The following is a 22,548-nucleotide window of genomic DNA, read 5'->3' on the forward strand; positions in this document are numbered from 1 at the left end:
AATACGGTACCGGCAAGCGGATGCCGATCAAGGCCACCCGCGCGCTGCTCAACGCCGCGCTCGACGGCACGCTGCAGGATGCCGAGTTCCGCAAGGACCCGAACTTCGGCTTCGACGTTCCGGTGGCAGTCGAAGGCGTCGACAGCGCGATACTCGACCCACGCTCGACCTGGGCGGACAAGGAAGACTACGACCGCACCGCGGAGAAGCTGGTCTCGCTGTTCGTGGACAACTTCGCTCAGTTCGAGGCTCATGTTGACCAGGGCGTCAGGGACGCTGCCCCGCAAGCCGCCTGAGGCGCCGAGCCAAATAACCCTCCCACAATCGGACCTGCTCCCAAACCTATTGTAGCGCCTCTCGCACACGTTGCGGCGTCATCGGCAAATGGCGCAATCGCTTCCCGGTTAGCTTCGCCACCGCGTTTGCGATCGCAGGCGCCACAATCGGGACACCGGCTTCAGCAATGCCGGATGGAGGGTTGTCTGTAGAGATAACGGACACCTCCATTGGCGGGATTTCAGACATCCTCAGAACGGGGTAGTTATGGAAGTTGCCGGCCTGCATTACGCCACCCTTGATAGCCATTTGCTCCTTTAGCGCGGCCCCGAGCCCGAAGACCATTGCGCCCGTTACCTGGGCGACAACATTGCCGGGTTGGACGGCGATTCCGGCATCTATTGCGGCCCAAAGGTGGTGGATCACGATTTTTCCGGTGTCCGGGTCCACGGAGACTTCGGCCGCGGCCGCTGTGTGGCTCCGAAGGGCATCCGAATAGGCGATCCCGACTGCGCGATCCTTCCGGCCGGTATCATAGCGAGCCATTTTCGCGACCCGGTTCAATACCGCGATGGCTCGAGGGTTTTCTCCCAGTAGCGACAGCCGATACGCGAGCGGATCCATCCGCCTGAGCACGGCAACTTCATCGATCAGTACTTCGATGGCAAATTTCGTGAACCCGGCTGCGATACCGCGCCAAGCCCCCACATCGACCCCTCGGGGTGCTCGTACCCATTCAACGCTATGGTTGGGTATGGCGTAGCTAAACTCCCCACCGCCTCCTGAGACTTCGTCTCTCAGTTCGCCCTCCATTGGAGGAAGGATGCGCACCAGGTAGGATTCGTTCACAATGCGATGCCGCCAGCCCAAAATGTCGCCCTCGGCGTTGAGACCGAGTTCGACGCGTTGCGCCGTCAAAGGCCGCAGCTTATCGTTGCGAATGTCATCTTCACGGAGCCAGATCATTTTGACTGGCCGTCCCGGCACAGATTGCGCGAGCATGAGCGCGACGAGCATGTCGTCGCCATCAAGTCGGCGACCAAACGCCCCGCCAAGCAGCTGGGCATGCACATTCACCTTATCCGGAGTGGTGTGACCGAATTGCGCAGCGAGCATCTTTAGTCTGGTCGGCCCTTGTGTACCAGACCAGATATCAATCACGTCGCCATCAACTTTGACCGTAACGTTCAAGGGCTCCATGGTCATATGAGCAAGGTGCTCGGAAAAGAATTCAGCCGTCAGGACTGAGGCGCTCCCCTCGATTGCGGCGGCAGAGTTTCCAGCCGCGAACATAGTGGTTGCGGCCTGCGTTCGATCTCTTGCGAGCCGCTGATAGTCGGCGAGGACGAGGTCGCTGTCATAGTCTCGAGCCTTTGAAGTGGCGGACCATTCGACCTTGAGGTGGCTCTTGGCCAACATCGCGGCCTCGATATTTTCTGCGATGATACCCACGCCGACTGGCAGGCTGACGATCTTGATGACACCAGGAACGCCCTTTGCAGCGGAATCGTCCACTGACATCGGCCGCTCATGCTGCACCTCCGGAAACGCGACGCAGGCGTAGAGCATCCCAGGTTGTTGCGTATCGATCGCATACCGCGCTGAGCCGTCGACTTTGGAAGGCACATCAACGCGACCGACATCCCGGCCGATTAGACGAAAATGAGATGGTTTCTTCAGCTCTCCCAACGTCACATCTGCAACATACCCGACGGCCGACGGATGCTTCGCGATTGCGCCGAAGCTCATCGTCCGGCCCGTTTTGACATGGAGAACTTGACCGGGCGCCGTGCTCAACTCGTTGAGCGGCACATTCCAAATTCCGGCAGTCTTGGTCATGAGGATCTTGCGCGCCTGAGCGCCTGCGAGGCGCAGCTTATCGTAATAGCCGGCCACCGTTAGACTGCTCACTGTCGTGAGCTGGGGACTTCCGAACAACGGAGTGAACGCCGGGTTGCCAAAAACTTCCGAGTCCTGCGGCGTTTCTGTGACGCGAACTCGACTCCAGTCCGCGTCCAGCTCCTCAGCAAGGATCAACGGCAGTGCGGTTCGCACACCCTGACCCATCTCGGCCGCTGGGGCGACGATTGTGACGTAATCGTCTTCGTCGATGGCCACCCACGCATTGGGAGTGAAGGAAGCGTTCTGCCCGGCGGCTGCGAAGTCGGATCCCAGCAGCAGGACCACGTTGACGGCACTCGCGGAAATGAGGAAGGAGCGGCGTGTAAGGGCGTGAACCGCGATCCGGCTCGAGATCATTCCTGCCTCCCAGATGCGCTTTCAATGGCTGAAACAATCTGGCCGTACGTCCCGCAGCGACAAATATTCCCGTTCATCGCCGCCACAATCTCATTGCGGGTTGGTTTAGGATTCTTGGTCAACAAGCTGGCCGCCTGCATGATCTGACCCGACTGACAGTAGCCGCATTGCGGAACTTGGAACTCGATCCAGGCTCTCTGGAGAGGGTGGCTGGAGTCTGGAGATAATCCCTCGATAGTGGTGACTTTTGCCTCGCCGACGTCACTAATCTTCACCTGGCATGAGCGGACCGCTTCTCCATCGAGGTGAACTGTGCAAGCTCCGCAGAGGCCGGCGCCACAGCCGAACTTTGTGCCCGAAAGCTTGAGATGCTCGCGAATGACCCAAAGCAATGGAGTTTGGGGATCGACTAGGACGTTCTTGGCCTGCCCATTAATCGTCAAAGTGGTTTCAGCCATTGAGTCTTCGCGCGCCTTTCCAAACGGTGGCAACTGCATCGCTCAGCGCGATAGCAAAAGCCTGCTCCTCGGTTCGCGACTTGATGAGCGCGACCCACCTTTCGAGCGAGTACCACTCCCATTTCATATGATTGTATTATGTGAAACCGACATTCGGTGTCAACCGCAGCATTCCAAAACACCAGAGCCGCGAGGACGGTTGCAGACCAAATTGGAGATCCCAACGAGGCCGTCTAGAAGCGAAGCTCATTTTTATCGTGATATATAAATCACTTACGGCCTCCGCATCTTACGCGATGGCAGTCGCAAAAAAAGCTTGCATGCTCGGTCGTCACCTGACAATAATACAATCCGATAATATGAACGATTGAAACGTCTTGCCGTCTCGAGAGGTGAGGTGAAATACCTTCATCCTCCGCCCGACGCTTGGCGCCAAGGATTGCCGGGGCAGCGTGAAATTGGGAGGTGATTATGGGGTATCAGCAGTCTAGTTTTTTCGGAAGGCGTTGGCGTCGACTGATCCTGGCGAGTTCAGCGCTCGCAGTGACTTTGCCGGCGGCGGCATGGGCCCAAGACGACCCCGACGCTGCGGCCAAGCCGGTGGCAAAGTCCACGGACGAGCAGGGGGCCAGTCAACAAACTGAGGAAGACCGGGGGCTGGAGACCATCGTCGTTACAGCGCGAAAGCGCGAGGAGAATCTTCAGGATACTCCCATATCGATTTCAGCGTTTTCTTCCGACACTCTTAACTCGCGACAAGTCACCAACATCGCCGAAATCGGCAACTTTGCGCCCAATGTCAGCTTTGAAAAAGGGGCTGCATCGTCGGGTTCGAGTTTCGTCCTTACGACCTTCATTCGTGGCGTGGGACAGAGCGACTTCAACCTTACGATCGATCCGGGCGTCGGCTTGTACGTTGACGGGGTCTATGTCAGTCGCTCGGTCGGGGCGCTGCTCGATACCGCCGATGTGCAGAGTGTCCAGGTGCTGCGTGGGCCGCAGGGTACACTGTTCGGCAAGAACACCATCGGTGGTGCCATCGTCGTCACGTCGAAGAAACCTTCGTCTTCGTTCGAGGCTGAGGCCGAAGCAACAACTGGACGGTATAATCGCGCGGATTTCCGCGGCATGCTCAACGTGCCTGTGAGCGACATCCTTAAGCTTCGTGCCACCGTCTCATATCAGAGCCGTGACGGCTACGTGAAGCGGCTGGTTGACGGCGAGAAAATGGGCAATCAGAACAGTCTTGCCGGCCGCCTGCAGGCGCTCATCGAACCATCGAGCAATTTCAGTATTCTCCTGTCGGGCGACTACACGCACACGCGCGAGGAGGCCTTGCCAACCACCTTGCTGGCGGTGAACGGATCTACCGATCCATCGCTCAACCTGTTCAGCCAGTTCTATAACTGGGTCGCGGCACCGATTGCCGCCGGCCACCCGCCGCTCACGATCTGCGGTGCGCCGGGCGTGCCCGCGCCGACGAGCGATCCACGCTGTTACAGTTCACGATGGATTACCGGCAACAATTACACCACCAATGCCTCCGCGCCGAACACGTCTGACCTCGACCTGTGGGGCGTTTCCGCAGTCATGGATTGGGACATCGGGGTTGCGAACCTGAAATCCATCACAGCCTATCGCAAGCTGTCGAGCCACTTCTTTCTCGATAATGATTCGTCACCGCTCCACGTCCTGGAAGCCTCTAATGACTATTATCAGAAGCAATTTAGCCAGGAATTCCAGCTAACTGGGAAGGCATTCGACGATCGCCTGAACTGGCTTGTCGGCTTGTTCTATCTCAAAGAGAAGGGCACCGATCGTAATCACCTCATCGCTTCCCTGGCGGATTTCCTGAGCGGCGGCTTTGTCGACAACGACAGCTATGCCGCTTTCGCCCAGGGGACCTACAAGTTGACCGATGCGCTAAGCGTGACGCTGGGCGGGCGCTATACGGACGAGACGAAGCGGTTCCTGCCGGATCAGTTGATCACGCTGGACAAAACCGGCGGATCGATCCTCTTCCTGAGCCGCCTCTTCATTCCAGACCTGACGCTTAACCCGAACGGCGATCGCATCCTGCCTCCCATATGGGGCACCACCAGGTCTAAGGAGTTCACACCGTCAGTCAGCGTGGACTATCGCCTCACGCCGGATGTCCTTGGCTATGTCAGCTATTCCAAGGGCTTCAAGAGTGGCGGGTTCACCCAGCGTGTATTCCCCCCACTGCCGCAAGTTCCCAACTTCAACCCGGAATTTGTGACAAGCTACGAAGCGGGCATTAAGACCGAGTTTTTCGACCATCGCCTACGCGTCAACGCAGCGGCGTTCCTGGCGCACTATAACGGTCTCCAGATCACGGTCTTCGATCCGAGCGGCGCGTTGTTCGGCGGCGCGACGCCGACAACCCGCAATGCCGGCCGTGCGAGAATCCAAGGGTTCGAGCTCGAAACCGAAACCCGCTTGGCCGAATGGCTGCTCCTGAATGGGGACCTCGGTTATACTGATGCCAAATATGTCGAAGTTTCTCCGCTGGCGACCGAAGTGACGCTGAACAGCAAGCTGCCCTACGTACCGAAGTGGACGGCAACAGGTGGTGTCACGATCGGCAGCTTCGAGTTGCCCTTCGGCAAGATCAGCTTCCGGGGGGATGTCTCCTACAAAGGGTCGCAGTTCTTGACGGCCAACAACACGCCCGTCCTCTTTCAGAAGGCGGTCACTCTGGTGAGCGCTAGCGCGTCCATCTCGGACCAGGACGAGCATTGGACCCTGTCCGCGGGCGTCACGAACCTGACCAACGAGAAATACCTGACTGCGGGATATGAGTCGCTGGGCGCCGCCGGGTTCGCAGAAGGGACCTATTCCCGCGGCTCGGAATGGTTTCTCCGGCTTCGCTACCGTTACTAGAATGCCCGATCGGCCCGGATGAGCTAGCTGGTATCAACCTGACAGCGCGCTCATCCGGCCGACGCCTTGAACGGGGCAGCATTTCGTGCCCGCGCTTCTTTAGAACACCCGAGATAGAGACCTCGTGCCGCCGCGGCCGGCGTTTTTCACAGCATCCAGGCGATGCCCGATCGAGCGATGACCTTGGAGGCAAGAACGTGACTTCATCTCACCTCAAGTGCGCCGAGCCGACATCTGAGCAGGCTGGGGGGGCGCCGCGGCACTACGCGAAAGCGGCAGTCTCTCGGTCCCCGCGCGCAGCCTTCACGATTGAAGACATCAGCTTAGAGGCCCCGCGTGATGACGAGATCCTGGTCCGGTTGGTGGCCACGGGAGTGTGTCACACGGATCTGATTGCCCGCGACCAGCTCTATCCGGTTCCACAGCCGATCGTGCTCGGTCATGAAGGAGCCGGGGTCGTCGAAGCAGTTGGTGCCGGCGTTCGCCATGTTGAGCCAGGCGACCACGTAGTGTTGAGCTTCCTATCTTGTGGGAGCTGCTCCACGTGCCGTGCCGGCGCACCCGCTTATTGCGTGAACCTGTTCGAGCTGTGCTTTGGCGGTTCCCGTTGCGACGGAAGTAGCGCGATATGCGATGCTCACGGCCAACCTCTGCATGGTCACTTCTTTGGCCAGTCATCGTTCTCCACGCTTGCGGTTACGAACGCCCGTAACGCTGTGAAAGTGCGTCGCGACGTTCCTCTTGCGCTGCTTGGTCCGCTTGGCTGCGGGGTGCAGACGGGCGCTGGCGCCATCCTAAACGCCTTGCGCCCAACGGCGGGGCAGAGCTTGGCCGTGTTTGGCGCCGGTGCGGTCGGTCTGAGTGCCGTTATGGCTGCGCGCCTAGTGGACGCCTCGCCAATTATTGTGGTCGACGTAAATCCGGCGAGGCTGTCCCTAGCCAGCGAATTGGGAGCGGATGTGATAATCAATGCAACGCAGGCCGATGTGGTGAAGGAAATCCTGGCCGCGAGCGGAGGCGGGGCCGATTTCACGCTCGAAGCGAGCGGCCTACCGCGGGTGCTACATCAGGCCATAGACACGCTGGGACAGCGCGGAATCTGCGGAATCGTCGGTGCGCCGGCATTTGGGAGCGAATGCAGCTTCGATATCACCGAGCTTATTGTCGGAGGAAAGATGATACGCGGCATCGTCGAAGGCGACAGTGTCCCGGAGGAGTTCATTCCGAGAATGATCGATCTGTATCTCGATGGCCGCTTCCCGATCGATCGGCTTGTGACAACCTATCAGTTGGATGATATCAATAGCGCCATCGCCGATGTCGAGCGCGGGATAGTGGTAAAGCCGGTGATCTTGCTATCTTGAACGTTGCGAGGACGAGGGGAAGAAGGTTTCGCAGCGGACACATGACTTAATGACACGGCATGAGCGGCGCCCGGTTTGCAATGCCTGCATCCGCGAGGGTTTGGGGCTGCCCTTCGGTTCGTCGCATCCGGCGCTGATTACGGCCGCGCTGGCTACCACCGGCGAATTCATCCGTGAAATGGGTATTTGCTTGATCTGCTGCAAAGAGCGAAAGGTAATCCGTCGCGCTACAGAGCAGGTGGAATAGAAGTGGCCCCAGGGCGACATTAAAGGCCGCCTGACTCCAATTCACGACTTCCGCTTGCCACGCTTCGCGGACCTACCTTGCCACGGCATCTGAATGGCTTGGAGTGACCGCAAGCGGACCCACTGCCATCAGGAGTCCAAAGAAGTTAGCGGACGGTGCTTTCGTCGGCGGCCACGTTTCAGCATAGTGGGCCACTTTGCCACGGGGGTGAAATTGCGGCGCAAGACACAGATCGTTGTAGTGGGTGGCGGCGCAGGGGGTCTTGAGCTGGCTCGGCGCCTGGGAGCGAAGTACGGGCGCAAGCACCACGACATCATTCTGATCGAAAGGAATCGTACTCACATTTGGAAACCGCTGCTGCATGAAGTGGCTGGGGGGTCGCTTGATGCAAACCTCGACGAGGTGGGCTATCGCAGCCACTGCCACCGCTGGGGATACCGGTTCTTCAACGGGGCGTTCGAGAGCATCAACCGTGAGACTGGAGAAGTGCTTCTCGCGCCGCTGCTCGACGAAGACGGTAGCGAATTGGTCGGCCGCCATGCGATCCGCTTCGACTACCTGGTGATCGCCGTTGGCTCGGTCACCAATGATTTCGGCATTCCCGGCGTCGCCGAGCATTGCATGTTCCTCGACGACCGCGCCGGTGCCGATCGATTCCGCAATCGGCTGCTCGATCACTGCCTGAGCGTTTCACGCGCAATGCACGGCGACCCGGGCATCGACGCCAAGGTGCGCATTGCCATTGTTGGCGGCGGAGCGACCGGGGTCGAGCTCGCGGCCGAGCTCTACAATGCGGCCGCCGCCTTGCGGCACTACGGGCTCGAGGTGTTCGACGAGAGCCGGCTGCAGGTTTGCGTGATCGAAGCGGGCCCTCGCATCCTCCCCGCCTTGCCCGAGCGCCTGGCGGACGCAGCCAAGGCCGAGCTGGAAGCGCTCGGCGTAAGCGTCCTCACCAGTGTACAGGTGATTGAAGCGGTCCCGCACGCGATTTTGACTGCCGATGGGAGACGCATTGAAGCCGACCTCATGGTCTGGGCGGCCGGAGTGCGTGCGCCCGGCGCCCTCGCTGACCTCGGGCTGGAGGTGAACCGCAACAACCAGTTGATCGTCCGTGACACGCTCCAGACCACGCGCGACGAGCGCATCTTCGCGATCGGCGATTGCTGTTCGTATACCCCGCCCGGCGCCGAGCGGCCTGTGCCACCGCGAGCGCAGGCGGCGCACCAGATGGCAACCGCCGTCTACCACAACCTCGTCCGTCTACAGCGGGGCCAGCCACTAGAGCGGTTCGTCTATCACGACCACGGCTCGCTCGTGTCGTTGAGCCGCTACTCAACAGTCGGGAGTCTGATGGGCAACCTGGTCGGCGGGCGGATGGCGGTTGAGGGCCGTCTGGCGCGTCTGGTCTACACATCACTCTACCGCATGCATCTGATCGCCATCCACGGCTGGCTAAAGGGCCTCGCGCTCATGTTGGTCGGCAGAGTCAACCGGATCATTCGCCCGCGGCTCAAACTACATTGAAGGTCTCTTCTGGTTGGGCCGCTCCTGACGCAAAAGGTTCGTTCGCGTGAGCGGCGCTTAGTGGCCGACAGCTGACCGTCCGCTTTGCCTACAGATCACGAGATTGCCGACGAAACTACTCGATGTTCGCGCTCTTCTGCAGATTGTGGCGAGCGCAGAGCAACTGCACATTTTCCGCAGTTAGAGATGTGCCGCCTTTGGAAAATGGCACCACGTGGTCGAAGTGGAGCTCATCAGTCGCGCCACACCTGACGCACCTCGCCCGGTCCCGCTTCCAGACTTCCTGCTTCACTACCGACGGAATAATCCTTCGTCTGTGGCTTTCGTCCAGCGGCGCCGCCTCAGCTTGCTGGTCGTCCTCGTCTATGTCGACTGCGACCAATTTGAATTTGAAGACGTCACGCCGTCCGTCGTTTTCGCACCAGCTATCGACGAGTTGAAAGTAGCCGTTGTCTGACCAGATCCCCTTGTGGAGCTTCTCGTAGACGCGGACGATATCGGCGCCTTTCATGCCAGCCTTAAATTGCCGAGCCGCGGCTGCGAATTTGCCATTCTCAGTGGGTCGGCCGGACGGCAGAAATTCCGGCTGGTCAACTAGCTTGGGCATAGGGTTGTCTGCCGTCTTAGGCTCATCGTGACCTTCATAAACCAAGACGGTGCCATCTTCTTCGATGCGGTCGGCGTAGAGCGCGTTCGGTCGACGTGACATGAGGATCACCGAATGGCGCCCACGGAGGCGGAAATTCATTCCTCGCTGAAGACTAGTGCCCTCGCGCTGACACATGTCGAAATAAGAGATGATTTCGCCCTTAGCCATTTGTCCCCCCAACTGTCCTTTATGCTACATTGTATGCGCAGAGGTGTCTGATGTCCTTACGAAAACCTTTTCGTGCAATACCCATACGCGAAGGTGAGATTCACCGCCAAAAGCGCGTTCGCGCTCAGCACCGGTCCTCCTTGGTGAAGTTGGCCAAACTCGCTCTCATCGCGAGCATCTTGGGAGGAGCAATCGGCTACCTCACGTCGAATGACGAAAACGGGGATGCGCGCGCATCAACGCTTCTTTCCCGATTCAACTCTCCTCTCGTTGGCTCGAGCACCACCTCAACAGTGCCAACCTATTTCCGCTATTGCGATGAAGCACGAGCCGCTGGGAAGGCTCCAATCTATAGAGGCCAGCCAGGTTATCGCGCCGGGCTTGATGCCGACGGCGATGGCATAGCGTGTGAGCCCTACCCCTGACGGCACACGATGGCCGGTAGCGGACCGTCCCCTCTGAAGCGGATCCTCGAGGTATCCGGACATGCGCTGCTGTTTTTTGTGATCGCTGCCGGCGCTTCAGGATAAGCAAACAAGATGTGCAACCTCTACCGTATGACCAAGGCCACCGCCGAGGTCGCCAACCTGTTCAACGCCAAGCTCGGCAGCGTCGGGAACTTCGCCACCGAGGTCTACCCCGGTTATCCCGGACTGGTGGTCGCTGGCGGCGAGCTGCGCAGCATGGTCTGGGGCTTCCCGCTGGTGCTCAAGGGCAAGAACGGCCAGCCGCTCAAGCCCAAGCCGGTCAACAACGCCCGCGCCGACAAGCTCGACGGCCTCATGTGGCGCTACAGCTTCGCCGAGCGGCGCTGCCTGATCCCGGTCAGCGCCTTCGCCGAGGCCGAGGGCGAAAAAGGCGCCAAGACGCGCACCTGGTTCACGCTTCTGGACCAGGAGGTTTTCGCCGTCGCCGGCCTGTGGCGCGACGCGCCCGAATGGGGCCCTGCATACACAATGGTGATGACCGAAGCCTGCCAGCACGTCGCCGACGTGCATGACCGTATGCCGGTGATCCTCAAGCGCGAGGATTGGGCCGATTGGCTCGACGGCGCGCCTGACGACGCGGGCCTGCTGTGCCGGCCCTATCCGGAGCTGATGGTGGCGGAGCGGACGGGGGAGAGTTGGGTGCGGCGGTAATTACATTGGCGCTGCGATCGCCGGAATCTGTTAATCGTGCGCCGACCCGAGTTGAGCCGGAGCGACATAGTTCTACAATCACTTAATGGACGGGCTATCGTTTCAGGACCGGGGTCCCTCACTCCCCTTTGCGCTTGTCAAAGCCCAGGAACAGGGGGAGGTCGTCTTTTTGTGTGGTGCGGGCGTCTCGATGCCGGAACTGCCGGGCTTCATCGAGCTTGTGACCAATATTTACACATCGCTCGGTGAAAGCTGGGATCACTATCCGGCGGAAGCGGAAGGGATGAAATGCCCAGACAGGTTCAAAGCCCCTGATAGGACACTCAACGCGCTTGCCGAGCGCATGGGAGATGGGGGAGATGCCGTTCGCAGCGAATTAACGAAGGCGCTCTCTACCAACCTAGATAAGAGTAAATTTCACTATGATCTTATGCGTCTGTCGAGAAGCGTGAAAGATCATCGTATAGTTACTACCAATTTCGATACCTTATTTGAGCGAAGTTGGAAGTTTTTTCAAGGCATCGACATCGAGAGCCATTGCACCGCCGGGATGCCTGGCCCGGGATCGACGCGTTGGAAAGGCGTGTTCCACCTCCATGGGCGAATTCGCGACCCCAAAACGCCGAGATTGACGGAGTCGGAATTGGTTTTAACCAGCGCAGAGTTCGGCGATGCGTACTTGCGGAGCGGTTGGGCTTCACGTTACCTTTACGATCTACTGCGGCACTCGCATGTTGTCATAGTGGGCTACAGCTTAAACGATCCGCCGACACGCTATTTATTTGATGCGCTTGCGGCTGATCGCAAGCGTTTCGAATTCAAGAACTTGTATGCGATCGTCGCGGATGAAGATAATGCCGATGAACTGATCGAGGTCTGGAAAGGCCGGCAAGCGATACCGCTATTATACAAGGCACCTCGCGATCGTCGCACGAAGAAGAGGGATTATTCGGCACTGCGTGCAACGATCGAGGGGTGGGCCGACTATGCCGATGATCCAACCTCTTGGGCAAAGCTTCGCCTTCGAGCACTATTCCGCCAGAGCACGAGCGCCCTCATCGAGACCGATTGGCAAGCTCTAGACTGGATCCTCGGCAGGAGGGATAACGACCGACTACTCGAAGAAGCGAACCCCACAAGCCGCTGGCTGGAAGTACTCTTGGAAAGAAGTGAGAAGCGAGAGCACCCACTCGAATATGGTTATTGGATTGCCAAGCGCCTCTCTGAAAGAGAGATGATTGATGCGGTTCTCAGAAACCAGTCTGTTTTAACGCGTCGATCCCGCAACATCATCGAGTTTGAAGTTCTTCGGAGTTCGACCTTATCCGAAACAAGGCGAACGTTCTGGCTGGCACTTTGCGATTCCAAACGTCAATCGGAGAGTTCCCTTACCGACTCCCATTATCGCCTTTCTCGCATTCTAAAGCTGGGAGACACCAATGGCTACGCGAGGAGCTTAATTGCCGAGGTATTCACTCCAATTGCCAAGTTCGGATACCGATACTCGTCCGGTTCGCGCCGCAGCGGTCAAACCGTTCAGCAAGTCGCTAGTATTGATTTTGAACTTGGCGACACGTTTGTGAGAGCTGGCGACGTGTTTAAGTCTTGGCCGCCCAACGATGACTTGGCCCTACTTACAGATCTCATCTCATCTTTGAAGGAACACCTTCGTCGACGTCAAAGCCTTGTTCCGAGGCCGGTCTCATCAGTTTGGATAGTGGCTTCAATCAAGGATCACCCGCAAAATTTCGATTCGGGAAATTTATCTCAGATAATCCGATTAATAGCCAATATCTTGGAGCGTTTGGCAAACACCGATCCGGGGGCGGCTCGCGCGGCAAGTGTGGCGTGGCAGTTGTCGACCGACCAATGGGAAATTCGGTTGTGGCTGCACGCTCTATCCTTAGCCAATGTCCACCAAGCTTCACTTGCCGCGAGCTTTCTCATCAATGCCAGTGACGATGTGTTTTGGAGCGCAAACTACCAAAGGGAGGTTATGCAGCTCCTGATCGAGCGATGGACCGAATTTTCAATTGATGATCGAGCGGCAATCGAAGCACGGCTGATGCAAGGCAACGAACGGTGAGCGATAGCGCTGACTTCAGAGATTGGTCCGCAGGAAAACGCCTCTTCCGGCTGCGGGCAGCGGGCGTTGACCTTGGACCTGAAGCGAGGGCGCGCCTCGACGACATCCTCTCGCGTCACCCAGATTGGCAATTCGACGGGACAGAGCGAGCAGAGTTCTCAATTTGGTCCGGCAGTTTCGCAGGAGAACGGGGCGACACCAATGCTCTCAAGGGTTTGTCTGGGAGTGAACTTCTGCTCCAGGCCCGAGCAAAAGCGCAAGCAGATCGACACTCGTTTAGTGGACTGTGGCGGAACTTCACTCAGGAAAACCCAGGACTAGCGTTTGAGGCACTGAAGACGCAAGCACAACTTGGAGACATCGATAATGGGGAGTGGCAGCAGCTTTTCTTCAAGCTGAGAGAGGAGACTGCAAACCGCGAACTGGACGCTCTAGTGCTGAAATTCTTGATCGACGAAGACCTGTCGAAGTTCGATCAATCGTTCAACGCAATTGTGGACTGGTTGAAGGTCAAAAGAGCCAGTCTTGAAACTTTGCCCGACGGATGGACACGGGTACTGTCTCTTTGGGACGAAATTTCAAATCGGTTGGGGCAGGGAAGACGGGATGATGAATCAGAAGCGCCAAACGAAATAGAAGACATAATGATGGCGGTTCTAAACAGCACTTCCGGCGCACTCGTTGAACTCCTCATCCAGAAACTGATCGATCTGAAATTAACCCGTCGGGCGGCTATGCCCGAAGACATCGCGCGGCGCCTCGAAGCGGCGATGATTTGGCCGGCACATGACGATTTGATCGCCCAGTGCGCACTGATGCAACACCTTCCGTGGTTGGAGTTCATTGCGTCGAAATGGACCTGGAGTCGGCTGGTGCCATTGCTTCAAGAATCATCGCCTGGCTGGGAGCGTCGTTGGGAGGCAAGATTCCATCATCCGTCCTTGGGCACTCAGGAGCTATTCGAACGGACAAAGGGCGCCTTTCTCGCGACATTTCGCCGGTTTGACCAATCCAGTCGTACTGAGGGTCAGTCGTTGTTGTTGGTGAGAGCCGCCTTCAAAGCTACGCGCAGGGGATCGAAGTGGAAGTTTCCGTCACCTGAAGCGCGCGATGCCGTGGCAGCGGGTGGACCGGGTTTAATGCGCGAGATCACGCGAATTCTTAGATATCGTGCAAACGAGGACTCCGCGGAAACTCACTGGCGGACAGTCGTGAGGCCTATCCTTGATTTTCTCTGGCCCCGAGCTGCGAACTTACAAACAAGAAGCACCACTCGCGGCCTGATCCAATTGATGCTCGACGCTGGCTCGTCGTTTCCACAGGCTGTTGACGACTTCGTTCAGTTCGTTCGCCCATGGGACCAAGATAAACCATGGGAGTTTGAATTCCTATTTGATGAAGAAGCTCTTTCGCTCCTCAGGAGATATCCACTTCATGCCATTACGCTTTTGGATGCACATGTGGGGGATCACGGAGTTCCGGTGAAACTAAACGAGATCCTAGATGGCATCGAGGCCGATAATCCAGAAGTGGCGAAAAGCGAAAAATTCGGCGCTCTACGGGGCCTAGCGAGACGTTCCGCAGCATGAAGCTGCGCTTCCTCTACTCCTCCCCATCCGCAACGCCGCAATAAATGCCTGCTGCGGAATGCTTACATTGCTCCCCGCCTGCGCGGCGACAGGCCGCCTCCGGCGCTCCCGCATCCTCAGAATGAGGTCACTCTTCACCCATGCGTAGCGCGGCGATGAAAGCCTCCTGGGGAATCGAGACGTTCCCGTATTCCCTCATTCTGGCCTTGCCCTTCTTCTGCTTCTCCAGCAGCTTCTTCTTGCGCGAGATGTCGCCGCCGTAGCACTTGGCGGTGACGTCCTTGCGCAGGGCCTGGATGGTCTCGCGGGCGATCACCTTGCCGCCGATCGCGGCCTGGATCGGGATCTTGAACAGGTGGCGCGGGATCAGGTCTTTCAGGCGCTCGCACATGCCGCGGCCGCGTTCCTCGGCGACCGCGCGGTGGACGATCATGCTGAGCGCGTCGACCGGCTCGTTGTTGACCAGGATGCTCATCTTGACGAGGTCGCCTTCGCGCAGGCCGATCTGCTCGTAATCGAAGCTGGCGTAGCCGCGGCTGATCGATTTCAGGCGGTCGTAGAAATCGAACACCACCTCGTTGAGCGGCAGCTTTGGGCGACACACCGTCCGCTCCTGGAGGGCAGGTTGTGGCGCAATGCGGTCATTCAGCCGGACTCTGCGAAAATAGATCCCGCACCCCGACATTCCATTGGACTTCCCCGTCACCGCAAGCATTGGTGTCGTTAGTGAATCGCGGCCCTGAACCAGGACCGCAGCCCTGACCGGCGCGACCGTCAGGGCCTTGGGTGGTGGGAGCAGCGAGGTGCTGCTCCGCCTTGGAGTACCACCCAATGATCGATACCATTGAAGCCAAGCCGATCACGAATCGCCCTCGCCGAATGGCCCGCGAGCCGAAATCAGCAGGCGCAGTTGAGGCCCCAGCCTCCACGCCCACTCCCAAGGATGAACCGAAGCCCCCCAAGCCGCCCAGCAAGTCCAGCCTGGTGCTGCAAATGCTTCAGCGATCCGAAGGCGCCACGATCGCCCAGCTCGTCGCTGTCACCGGCTGGCTGCCGCACACCACGCGCGCCGCGCTGACCGGCCTGAAGAAGAAGGGACACCAGGTCACTAGCGAGAAGGCAGAAGGCGAGGAGCGCGTTTACCGCGTTGTGGCGGGCTGATGGAACGCCGCGCCTACATTACCCTCGACCGCCTCGAGAAGATGACGACCGACGAACTGAAGGCGGGGTGGGCACGGCGCTATGCCGCGCCCGCTCCCAACCTGTCGCCCGAGCTGCTGCGACTCGGACTTGCCTATCGGCTGCAGGAGCAAAGGCTCGGCGGCGTGAGCCGCTCGACCAAATCTCTACTACGTGAGCTGGCTGCGCAGCCCAAGGAAGGGGAACGGAAGGGCCCGCCGCCCCGCAAGCTAACCGTCGGAACCCGGCTGGTCCGCGATTGGCACGGTGTCGGCCACACCGTGACCGTCCAAGAGAATGGCTTTGAGTATGATGGTCGCAATTGGCGATCACTCACCGCCATCGCCAAGGCCATTAGCGGGTCGCATTGCAGTGGGCCGGGCTTCTTTGGCCTGACCGATCCACAGCGATGAAGCCGCTGCGTTGCGCGGTATACACCCGCAAGTCGACCGAGGACGGCCTGGAGCAGGAGTTCAACAGCCTCGATGCCCAGCGCGAGGCGTGCGAAGCCTACATCCTGAGTCAGCGCCATGAGGGCTGGATCCTGTTGCCGAACCGTTATGACGATGGCGGCTTCTCGGGCGGGAGCATGGAGCGCCCCGGCCTGAAATTGCTGCTGGCCGATATCGAAGCGGGCCTGGTCGACGTGATAATTGTCTACAAAGTTGATCGCCTGACCCGCAGTCTCGCGGACTTCGCCAAGATCGTCGAACAACTGGATGCCAAGCAGGCCAGTTTCGTATCGGTCACGCAGGCATTCAACACCACCACCAGCATGGGGCGCCTGACCCTCAATGTGCTGCTGTCATTTGCCCAGTTCGAACGCGAGGTCACCGGCGAGCGCATCCGCGACAAGATCGCCGCGTCGAAGAAGAAGGGCATGTGGATGGGCGGCCCAGTTCCGCTGGGATACGAAGTGGTTGCTCGCAAACTGGTTCCGGTGCCTGAAGAGGCCGAGCGGGTGCGCACGATCATGGGGCGCTATCTCGCCATCAGATCAGTCCCCGCGCTGATCGAAGTTCTGCGCCGTGAAGGCATTGTGACCAAGGTCCAGAATCGGACCAGCGGGCCACACAGGGGAGGCATCCCCTTCCGCCGTGGAAGCCTGTTCCACCTTCTCAAGAATCCGATCTACCGCGGCAAGATCGTACACAAGGGCCAGATCTACGATGGCGAGCACGAAGCGATCGTGGACGAAGACCTGTGGGATGCGGTGCGGGCACACCTGAATGAGAAAGCACCGCCGCGGAAGCGCCCAACCAATGACCCGCAACAGGCCATGCTGCGCGGCCTGCTGACCGATCCACATGGACGCCCGATGGTCGCGACCTATGCCACCAAGCGAAGCCGCCGCTACGCATACTACGAGACCCGCAAGGACCTTGCCCGGCCTAGCGATCAGCCAGCAACGCGGTTCGCACAAGGGCAACTCGAGCGACATCTCGTCGTGAAACTCACCCAGCTGTTAGAGGATGAGCATGCCCTGCGCCGACTGTCGGGGATCGAAGAAGCAGGACAGCTGCGGACCATGTTCGAGACTGGTCGGTTGCTCGCCTGCCGGCTTGCGTTCGAAGGTTCGCGCGAAGCAATCCTGCAGGATCTGATCGCCGCGATACAGGTTGGCGCCGAGCGAATCGAGGTCGTGTTGAACTCGGATGCGCTGGCGGTCGGGACGGGTGGTGAGCTCAGCTGGAGCATACCGCTGCCAGATCGAAAGCCGTTCCGCGAAGCCAAGCTCAGGATCGATGCCGAAGCCAAGCGTGGCGCGCTGGATAACAAGCTGGTCGAGCTAATCGCTGACGCACTCGAAGCTCGGAAGCTCGTCATCAGCAACCCGGGACTCAGCATCAACCAGGTGGCAAAACAGGGGGGCCGCTGCCGCAAGCAGCTGGCCAAGCTGTTGAGCGTAAGCTGGCTGAGTCCACGTATAATCGAGTCCATTGCAGCAGGCGCCCAGCCGAAGGCGATCAACCGGACCTTGCTGCTCGAAACCGCGCTTCCCACCAATTGGGCCGACCAGGAAGCCTTGCTCGGCTTTAAGGCCTGAGCGCGGTCCACCGCACCTTCCTGCCGCGTGGGCGGGGAACCTCCAGACAGAGAATGGGGCTGATGTTGGCCGTCCTCAGTCCGAAGTAGCGGTCTCTCTCGCCCACGTCTCGGAAATTCATGGCGCCAAACCCCGCAGAACTGCGCCACTTTCAGGGCGCAGGACGCCCGAAGGCGAAATTATGTCTGCTTGGCTGACTGTGTGGTGCGGTCGAGAAGACTCGAACTTCCACGGGCTTTCGCCCACAACGACCTCAACGTTGCGCGTCTACCAGTTCCGCCACGACCGCATCATCGAAAAAGGAGCCGGAATGCCGGCTCCCCCGGGGGTAGGTGCGGGCCCTTAGCAAAGGGGTCACACCCCTGCAAGCGTATCGGCTGCAACTGGCTCACCTACGCGATCGCACGCACCGCATTGATAGGGATACCGCTCAGCGCGGCTGTGCCTGAGGATCGCGAAGATCTTCGTCCCGCTGTGGAACGGGGTTAGCGAAACCCTGTTCAACAGGGTAAATACGGTCATAACCATTTGCCATGAGCTTCGCCGCCGCCTTCTTCTTGCTTGCCGCTGCTGCCGTCCAGGCCGCGCCGGTCGACGCGCCCGCCGAGCCGGACCGCGGAGCCCGGGTGGAAAGCGCTCAGGTGAGCGTGACGATCCTGCGACCGGCGGTGCTCAAAGGCGGATCGCTGATTTCGAGCCGTGACGGCGCCACGCCGCGCAGCCAGCGGCAAAGCCGTGACGGCCGCGTCACCTACGAATTCGAGTAGCTCAACGGTTCAGTTCGGCTTCCAGCCGATCTCGGCCACCTTGGCCGAGCGCGGGACGTCGGTCACCGCCTGGTTCACCGTCATGCTCTCCCCGGGCGCAAGGCTGCGCTTGGGGGGATAGACTTCCCAGCTGTAGACGATCCGGTCGTGCCCATCGCGCAGCACGATCAGGATCGGCGGCACGTTGCGCGTCACGCTGCCGATGTTGGTGATCGTGCCGCTGGCGCCGAAGTACTCGGTGCCGTCGGGCAATTGCCGCCGCTCCTGCTGGTCCGCGGGAAAGTCGAGCTGCAGGTCGCTCTGCCCCGCCGCGAAGATCGGCCGGCTCACTGGCACCCAGTCCGGCAGGCCCCAGTAGCTGACCGTCGCGATCAGCGCGGCGACCATGATCGCAAAGACCACTCCAGCGTAAGTCCATAATCGCAACGGATTGCGCCGTCGGCGGAACGGCGGCTCGTGCTCGAACTGCGACGCAGCGTCGTCCTCGGCGTAATCCGGCGCGACCACCGGAGGCGAAGGAGGCGCTTCGTCAAACGGCGGCCGCTCGACGACTACCGCTTCGGCCTCGGGGTCCGCCGTGACAGGCTCCGACGGTGGCGGGGGAGCGGGCGGCGGCGGCGAAGGCGGAGTGACAGGCGTGGGCTCGGCCGGCGCGGCTGGCGCTGGAGAGGGAGGCGCGGCTGCGAGCGTCGGACCGTCCTGGAACCAGCTATGCCGGCACTTGGCGCACCGGACTGTGCGTCCTTCGGCTCCGATCGCGCTGTCGGGAACGACATAGCGCGTGGAGCAGGCGGGGCACGTTATGATCATTGCGGTCGAATCCTAACGCTTGTTTCGGCAATGCAACAAGGTGCACGGCCGTGAACAGCGTCCGGCCCTGCCTTTTTTCCACATCGATCAGCGGCTATAGCCGCCGGCGCATGCCTCCTGTTCCCGCCAGATCGACCATTCGCCCACCTGGACCGCGACGATGAGCGGTCCGGAGGGGAGCATCGTCCAGTTCGACAACGTCGGTTTGCGCTACGGCACCGACCGGGAGGTCCTGAGCGACATCTCGTTCACGCTGTACCCGGGGAGCTTTTATTTCCTCACCGGGGCGAGCGGCGCGGGCAAGACCTCGCTGCTGCGGCTGCTCTATCTCGCGCAGCGGCCGTCGCGGGGCATGATACGCATGTTCGGCAGCGACGTGATCACTCTGCCGCGCAAGGGCCTGCCGGCGTTCCGCCGGCGTATCGGCACGGTGTTCCAGGACTTCCGCCTCGTGCCGCACCTCAGCGCCTTCGACAACGTCGCGCTGCCGCTGCGCGTTTCGCGCGTGCCTGAGAGCGAAATCAAAAAGCCTGTCGCCGACATGCTCGACTGGGTCGGCCTGAGCCATCGCGCCGGCGCGCGTCCGGCCACGCTGTCGGGCGGCGAACAGCAGCGCGTGGCAATCGCCCGCGCGGTGATCGCCCGTCCTGAAATCCTCGTCGCCGACGAGCCGACCGGCAACGTCGACCACGACATGGGGCTAAAGCTGCTGCGATTGTTCGAGGCGCTCAACCGGCTGGGCACCACCGTCGTCGTCGCCACCCACGACGTGCACTTGCTCAAGAAGGTCCCGGATTCGCTGATCATGCGGCTCGATAAAGGACGGCTGAGCGACCCGACCGGCGCCTTGCGCTATCCGCCGCGGCGCCCCGCCCGGATCGAAGGAGCGTTCGGCTGATGGCGCTCGCCCAGGTCATCCGCCGCAACCAGCCGCGCTTCGGCGGCGAGCGCACGGGCTTGCTTCAGCAGGCCCGGCTCGGCGGTCCGATGCCGTGGGTGATCGCGATCATGATTGCGCTGACGGTGATGGCCGCCGCTACCGGGTTGGCGCTGAGCAATCTCGCGCGCAACGCCAGCGCGGAGATCGCCGGCGGGATCACCGTTCAGGTGGTCGAAGCCGCTCCCGCCGAGCGCGACCGTCAGGCCGAAGTCGCGCTCGCCTTGTTGCGCAATCGCGGCGACGTCGCCGAAGTGCGCCGGGTGCCCGATGCCGAGCTCGAAGGGCTGATCGAACCCTGGCTCGGCGAAGCCGCCGGCACCGCCGACGAAGCGATTCCGATTCCCGCCCTGATCGATGCGCGGCTGCGCGGACCGGTGACCGCGCAGCGGCTCGAGGCTCTGCGGGCCGAGCTGACCGCATCCGTGCCTTCGGCCAAGATCGATGCGCAGGCCGGCTGGCTGGCGCCGGTGTTTCAGGCCATTTCCTCGCTGCAATGGCTCGCCATCGGGCTCGTAGTTTTGCTGGCGGCGACGAGCGCGGCGGCGGTGTGGCTCGCGGCGCGTAGCGCGCTCGGCTCCAATCGCGACACGATCGAGATCGTCCACCTGCTTGGCGGCACCGACGGGCAGATCGCGCGTATATTTCAGCGCTCGATCGCGGTCGATGCGACGGTCGGAGGCATAGTCGGGCTGTTGCTCGGCTTGATCGCACTGTTCTTGCTCGGCCGCCAGTTCGCCGCGCTGGGCTCGGGCTTGGTCGCCGGCGGTGGGCTGGGCTTGGTCGACTGGGTAGCGATCGGCGCTATCCCGTTCACCGGGGTACTTATCGCCATGCTCACGGCCAGGATTACCGTGCTTGCCGCGCTGAGGAGGATGCTGTGATCCGCCGGCTGATTGCCGCGCTGGTGATCGTCTGGCTGCTCGGCTTCGCCTGGTTCGCCGCCGCGCTGCCGCAGCCTGCTCCGCCGAGCGTGAAGACCGACGTCATCGTCGTCCCCACGGGCGGCGGCGGGAGGATCGATCGTGGGCTGGCAATGTTGCGCGCGCATGCCGCCGGCAAGCTGTTCGTCAGCGGTGTCGACCGTGAAGTCCGCCCGCGCGAGTTCGCAGCCCAATACAAGGTCACACCGGCGGAGATGGCCTGCTGCGTCGTGCTCGGTTTCGCTGCACTCGACACCCGCGGCAACGCGCTCGAGACCGCCAGCTGGATCGAAAGTGGCCATTTCCGCTCGCTGCGCCTGGTCACCAGCGACTGGCACATGCGGCGGAGCGCCGGGGAGCTCGAGGAGGTGCTGCCCAAGGTCCGGCTGGTGGAAGACGCGGTGCCCTCCGAACCCTCGTTGAAGACGTTGTTCCTCGAATATCACAAGCTGCTGGCAAGCTGGCTCGGGCGGCTGTGAGGGTCCTGCGCAGTCTGTTATTCTACGCCGTGTTCTATGGCGCCACCGTAGGCTTCGTGCTCGCTTCGCTGCTCGCGGCGGTCCTCTTGTCGGGCCCTCGCTTTCGGGCCATCCCGAACGCCTGGTCGCGCTGTCACCGCTGGTGCGTGGTCAAGATTCTCGGGATCGTCGTGCGCGAGGAGGGTGAGCGCCAGTCCGGGCCGGCGCTTTACGCAATCAAGCACGAAAGCTTCTTCGAGGCGATCGACCTCGGCAACCTGCTCGACAACCCCGTGCCCTTCGCCAAGGAAGAGCTCTTCCGCATTCCCGGCTGGGGTCGCGTCGCTCGCGCCTACGGCAACATCCCGGTGATGCGCGACGCAGGCGCCAAGGGCCTGCGGGCCATGATGACCGAGGCGCGCCGGCACATCGGCGGCGGCCGCCCGCTGGCGATTTTCCCCGAAGGCACGCGCATTCCGCATGGCGAGCGCCCGCCGCTGCGCTCGGGTTTCGCGGGGCTGTACAAGATGCTTGGGTTGCCGGTTGTGCCGGTGGCGGTCGACAGCGGGCCGCTCTATCAGCGCTGGTGGAAGCGTCGCGGCACGATCACGGTGCGCTTCTGCGAGCCGATCCCGCCCGGCCTGCCGCGCGAGGAGATCGAGGCGCGGGTGCACAGCGCGATCAACGCGCTGAATTCCTGACGCTGCCGATTGCCCTTGTTGCGCGGCAGCGCGGCGGGTAGGCCCGGCCTGCGGTCGCGTCGC

General features: G+C 60.8%; 20 protein-coding genes, 1 tRNA gene and 2 pseudogenes. 17 read left to right on the forward strand and 6 right to left on the reverse strand.

All coding sequences use genetic code 11. From position 1 onward, the window contains the following. Positions 1-296 (forward strand): phosphoenolpyruvate carboxykinase (ATP) (locus G7B69_RS09485; RefSeq protein ID WP_166176166.1); only part of this gene is annotated, 296 nt, incomplete at its 5' end. 46 nt (positions 297-342) lie between these two features. On the opposite strand, the gene G7B69_RS09490 is transcribed toward G7B69_RS09485, so the two are convergent. After that, positions 343-2,535, reverse strand: coding sequence for a xanthine dehydrogenase family protein molybdopterin-binding subunit (locus G7B69_RS09490; protein ID WP_166178591.1), 2,193 nt, complete (start codon positions 2,533-2,535; stop codon positions 343-345). Next, positions 2,532-2,993 (reverse strand): (2Fe-2S)-binding protein, encoded by a 462-nt coding sequence (locus tag G7B69_RS09495; protein ID WP_166178593.1) that lies wholly within the window; start codon positions 2,991-2,993, stop codon positions 2,532-2,534. Before G7B69_RS09495 ends, G7B69_RS09490 begins: the two co-directional genes overlap by 4 nt. Positions 2,994-3,464: 471 nt before the next feature. Between G7B69_RS09495 and G7B69_RS09500 the strand changes: the two genes are divergently transcribed. The 4 genes and pseudogenes from G7B69_RS09500 to G7B69_RS09510 all read left to right on the forward strand — a co-directional run bounded on the left by G7B69_RS09500 (position 3,465) and on the right by G7B69_RS09510 (position 9,032). After that, positions 3,465-5,897: a TonB-dependent receptor gene (locus G7B69_RS09500; RefSeq protein WP_166178595.1), complete on the forward strand. Its 2,433-nt coding sequence runs from the start codon at positions 3,465-3,467 to the stop codon at positions 5,895-5,897. After that, positions 5,867-6,454: pseudogene (locus G7B69_RS17005) on the forward strand (alcohol dehydrogenase catalytic domain-containing protein); the annotation flags it as partial. The gene G7B69_RS09500 and the pseudogene G7B69_RS17005, both read left to right, overlap by 31 nt. 276 nt (positions 6,455-6,730) lie before the next feature. After that, on the forward strand, positions 6,731-7,261 hold the full coding sequence (locus tag G7B69_RS17010; protein ID WP_341479180.1) for a zinc-binding dehydrogenase: 531 nt from the start codon (positions 6,731-6,733) through the stop codon (positions 7,259-7,261). A gap of 454 nt (positions 7,262-7,715) precedes the next feature. After that, positions 7,716-9,032 carry an NAD(P)/FAD-dependent oxidoreductase gene (locus tag G7B69_RS09510; RefSeq protein ID WP_166178599.1) on the forward strand — a complete coding sequence of 439 codons (1,317 nt, stop codon included), beginning with the start codon at positions 7,716-7,718 and terminating at the stop codon, positions 9,030-9,032. A gap of 115 nt (positions 9,033-9,147) precedes the next feature. Here the strand turns inward: G7B69_RS09510 and G7B69_RS09515 are convergent, their stop codons facing one another. Further along, positions 9,148-9,849 carry an HNH endonuclease gene (locus G7B69_RS09515; RefSeq protein WP_166178601.1) on the reverse strand — a complete coding sequence of 234 codons (702 nt, stop codon included), beginning with the start codon at positions 9,847-9,849 and terminating at the stop codon, positions 9,148-9,150. A 50-nt stretch (positions 9,850-9,899) separates the two neighbouring features. Here G7B69_RS09515 and G7B69_RS16710 point away from each other — a divergent pair, with 50 nt between their 5' ends. The 4 genes from G7B69_RS16710 to G7B69_RS09535 all read left to right on the forward strand — a co-directional run bounded on the left by G7B69_RS16710 (position 9,900) and on the right by G7B69_RS09535 (position 14,663). Then, entirely contained in the window at positions 9,900-10,274 is a 375-nt protein-coding gene (locus G7B69_RS16710; protein WP_207785991.1) for an excalibur calcium-binding domain-containing protein, read from the forward strand. A 114-nt stretch (positions 10,275-10,388) separates the two neighbouring features. Beyond that, a complete protein-coding gene (locus G7B69_RS09525; RefSeq protein ID WP_166178603.1) occupies positions 10,389-10,988 on the forward strand; it encodes an SOS response-associated peptidase in 600 nt (199 codons plus the stop codon). Positions 10,989-11,178: 190 nt separating this feature from the next. After that, positions 11,179-13,074, forward strand: a complete 1,896-nt coding sequence (locus tag G7B69_RS09530) for an SIR2 family protein (protein WP_166178605.1) — start codon at positions 11,179-11,181, stop codon at positions 13,072-13,074. Next, entirely contained in the window at positions 13,071-14,663 is a 1,593-nt protein-coding gene (locus G7B69_RS09535; RefSeq protein WP_166178607.1) for a hypothetical protein, read from the forward strand. Before G7B69_RS09530 ends, G7B69_RS09535 begins: the two co-directional genes overlap by 4 nt. A 127-nt stretch (positions 14,664-14,790) precedes the next feature. On the opposite strand, the pseudogene G7B69_RS09540 reads toward G7B69_RS09535, so the two are convergent. After that, positions 14,791-15,255: pseudogene (locus tag G7B69_RS09540) on the reverse strand (elongation factor 4); the annotation flags it as partial. 239 nt (positions 15,256-15,494) lie between these two features. On the opposite strand from G7B69_RS09540, the gene G7B69_RS09545 reads away from it, so the two are divergent. The 3 genes from G7B69_RS09545 to G7B69_RS09555 are packed head-to-tail and all read left to right on the forward strand — an operon-like array spanning position 15,495 to position 17,889. After that, positions 15,495-15,824 (forward strand): DUF3489 domain-containing protein, encoded by a 330-nt coding sequence (locus G7B69_RS09545; protein ID WP_166178609.1) that lies wholly within the window; start codon positions 15,495-15,497, stop codon positions 15,822-15,824. Then, positions 15,824-16,255 carry a DUF2924 domain-containing protein gene (locus G7B69_RS09550; RefSeq protein WP_166178611.1) on the forward strand — a complete coding sequence of 144 codons (432 nt, stop codon included), beginning with the start codon at positions 15,824-15,826 and terminating at the stop codon, positions 16,253-16,255. The genes G7B69_RS09545 and G7B69_RS09550 overlap by 1 nt, the downstream gene beginning before the upstream one ends. After that, positions 16,252-17,889 (forward strand): recombinase family protein, encoded by a 1,638-nt coding sequence (locus G7B69_RS09555; protein ID WP_166178613.1) that lies wholly within the window; start codon positions 16,252-16,254, stop codon positions 17,887-17,889. Before G7B69_RS09550 ends, G7B69_RS09555 begins: the two co-directional genes overlap by 4 nt. 202 nt (positions 17,890-18,091) lie before the next feature. Here G7B69_RS09555 and G7B69_RS09560 read toward each other — a convergent pair. Next, positions 18,092-18,178: transfer RNA gene (locus G7B69_RS09560), tRNA-Leu, on the reverse strand. A gap of 244 nt (positions 18,179-18,422) precedes the next feature. Here G7B69_RS09560 and G7B69_RS09565 point away from each other — a divergent pair. Further along, on the forward strand, positions 18,423-18,656 hold the full coding sequence (locus G7B69_RS09565) for a hypothetical protein (protein ID WP_166178615.1): 234 nt from the start codon (positions 18,423-18,425) through the stop codon (positions 18,654-18,656). A 9-nt stretch (positions 18,657-18,665) separates the two neighbouring features. Here the strand turns inward: G7B69_RS09565 and G7B69_RS09570 are convergent, their stop codons facing one another. After that, on the reverse strand, positions 18,666-19,466 hold the full coding sequence (locus G7B69_RS09570; protein ID WP_166178617.1) for a zinc-ribbon domain-containing protein: 801 nt from the start codon (positions 19,464-19,466) through the stop codon (positions 18,666-18,668). A 160-nt stretch (positions 19,467-19,626) separates the two neighbouring features. Between G7B69_RS09570 and ftsE the strand changes: the two genes are divergently transcribed. The 4 genes from ftsE to G7B69_RS09590 are packed head-to-tail and all read left to right on the forward strand — an operon-like array spanning position 19,627 to position 22,485. Continuing rightward, the gene (gene ftsE / locus G7B69_RS09575) at positions 19,627-20,364 is read left to right on the forward strand and encodes a cell division ATP-binding protein FtsE (protein WP_166178619.1); all 738 of its coding nucleotides are present in this window, start codon (positions 19,627-19,629) and stop codon (positions 20,362-20,364) included. After that, complete coding sequence (locus G7B69_RS09580; RefSeq protein ID WP_166178621.1) at positions 20,364-21,287, forward strand: cell division protein FtsX; 924 nt, start codon at positions 20,364-20,366, stop codon at positions 21,285-21,287. Before ftsE ends, G7B69_RS09580 begins: the two co-directional genes overlap by 1 nt. After that, a complete protein-coding gene (locus G7B69_RS09585; protein ID WP_166178623.1) occupies positions 21,284-21,805 on the forward strand; it encodes a YdcF family protein in 522 nt (173 codons plus the stop codon). Before G7B69_RS09580 ends, G7B69_RS09585 begins: the two co-directional genes overlap by 4 nt. Next, complete coding sequence (locus tag G7B69_RS09590; RefSeq protein ID WP_166178625.1) at positions 21,802-22,485, forward strand: lysophospholipid acyltransferase family protein; 684 nt, start codon at positions 21,802-21,804, stop codon at positions 22,483-22,485. Before G7B69_RS09585 ends, G7B69_RS09590 begins: the two co-directional genes overlap by 4 nt. The last annotated feature ends 63 nt before the right edge of the window (positions 22,486-22,548 follow it).

The organism is Croceibacterium segetis (assembly GCF_011320115.1).
GTDB classification, from domain to species: Bacteria; Pseudomonadota; Alphaproteobacteria; order Sphingomonadales; family Sphingomonadaceae; genus Croceibacterium_B; species Croceibacterium_B segetis.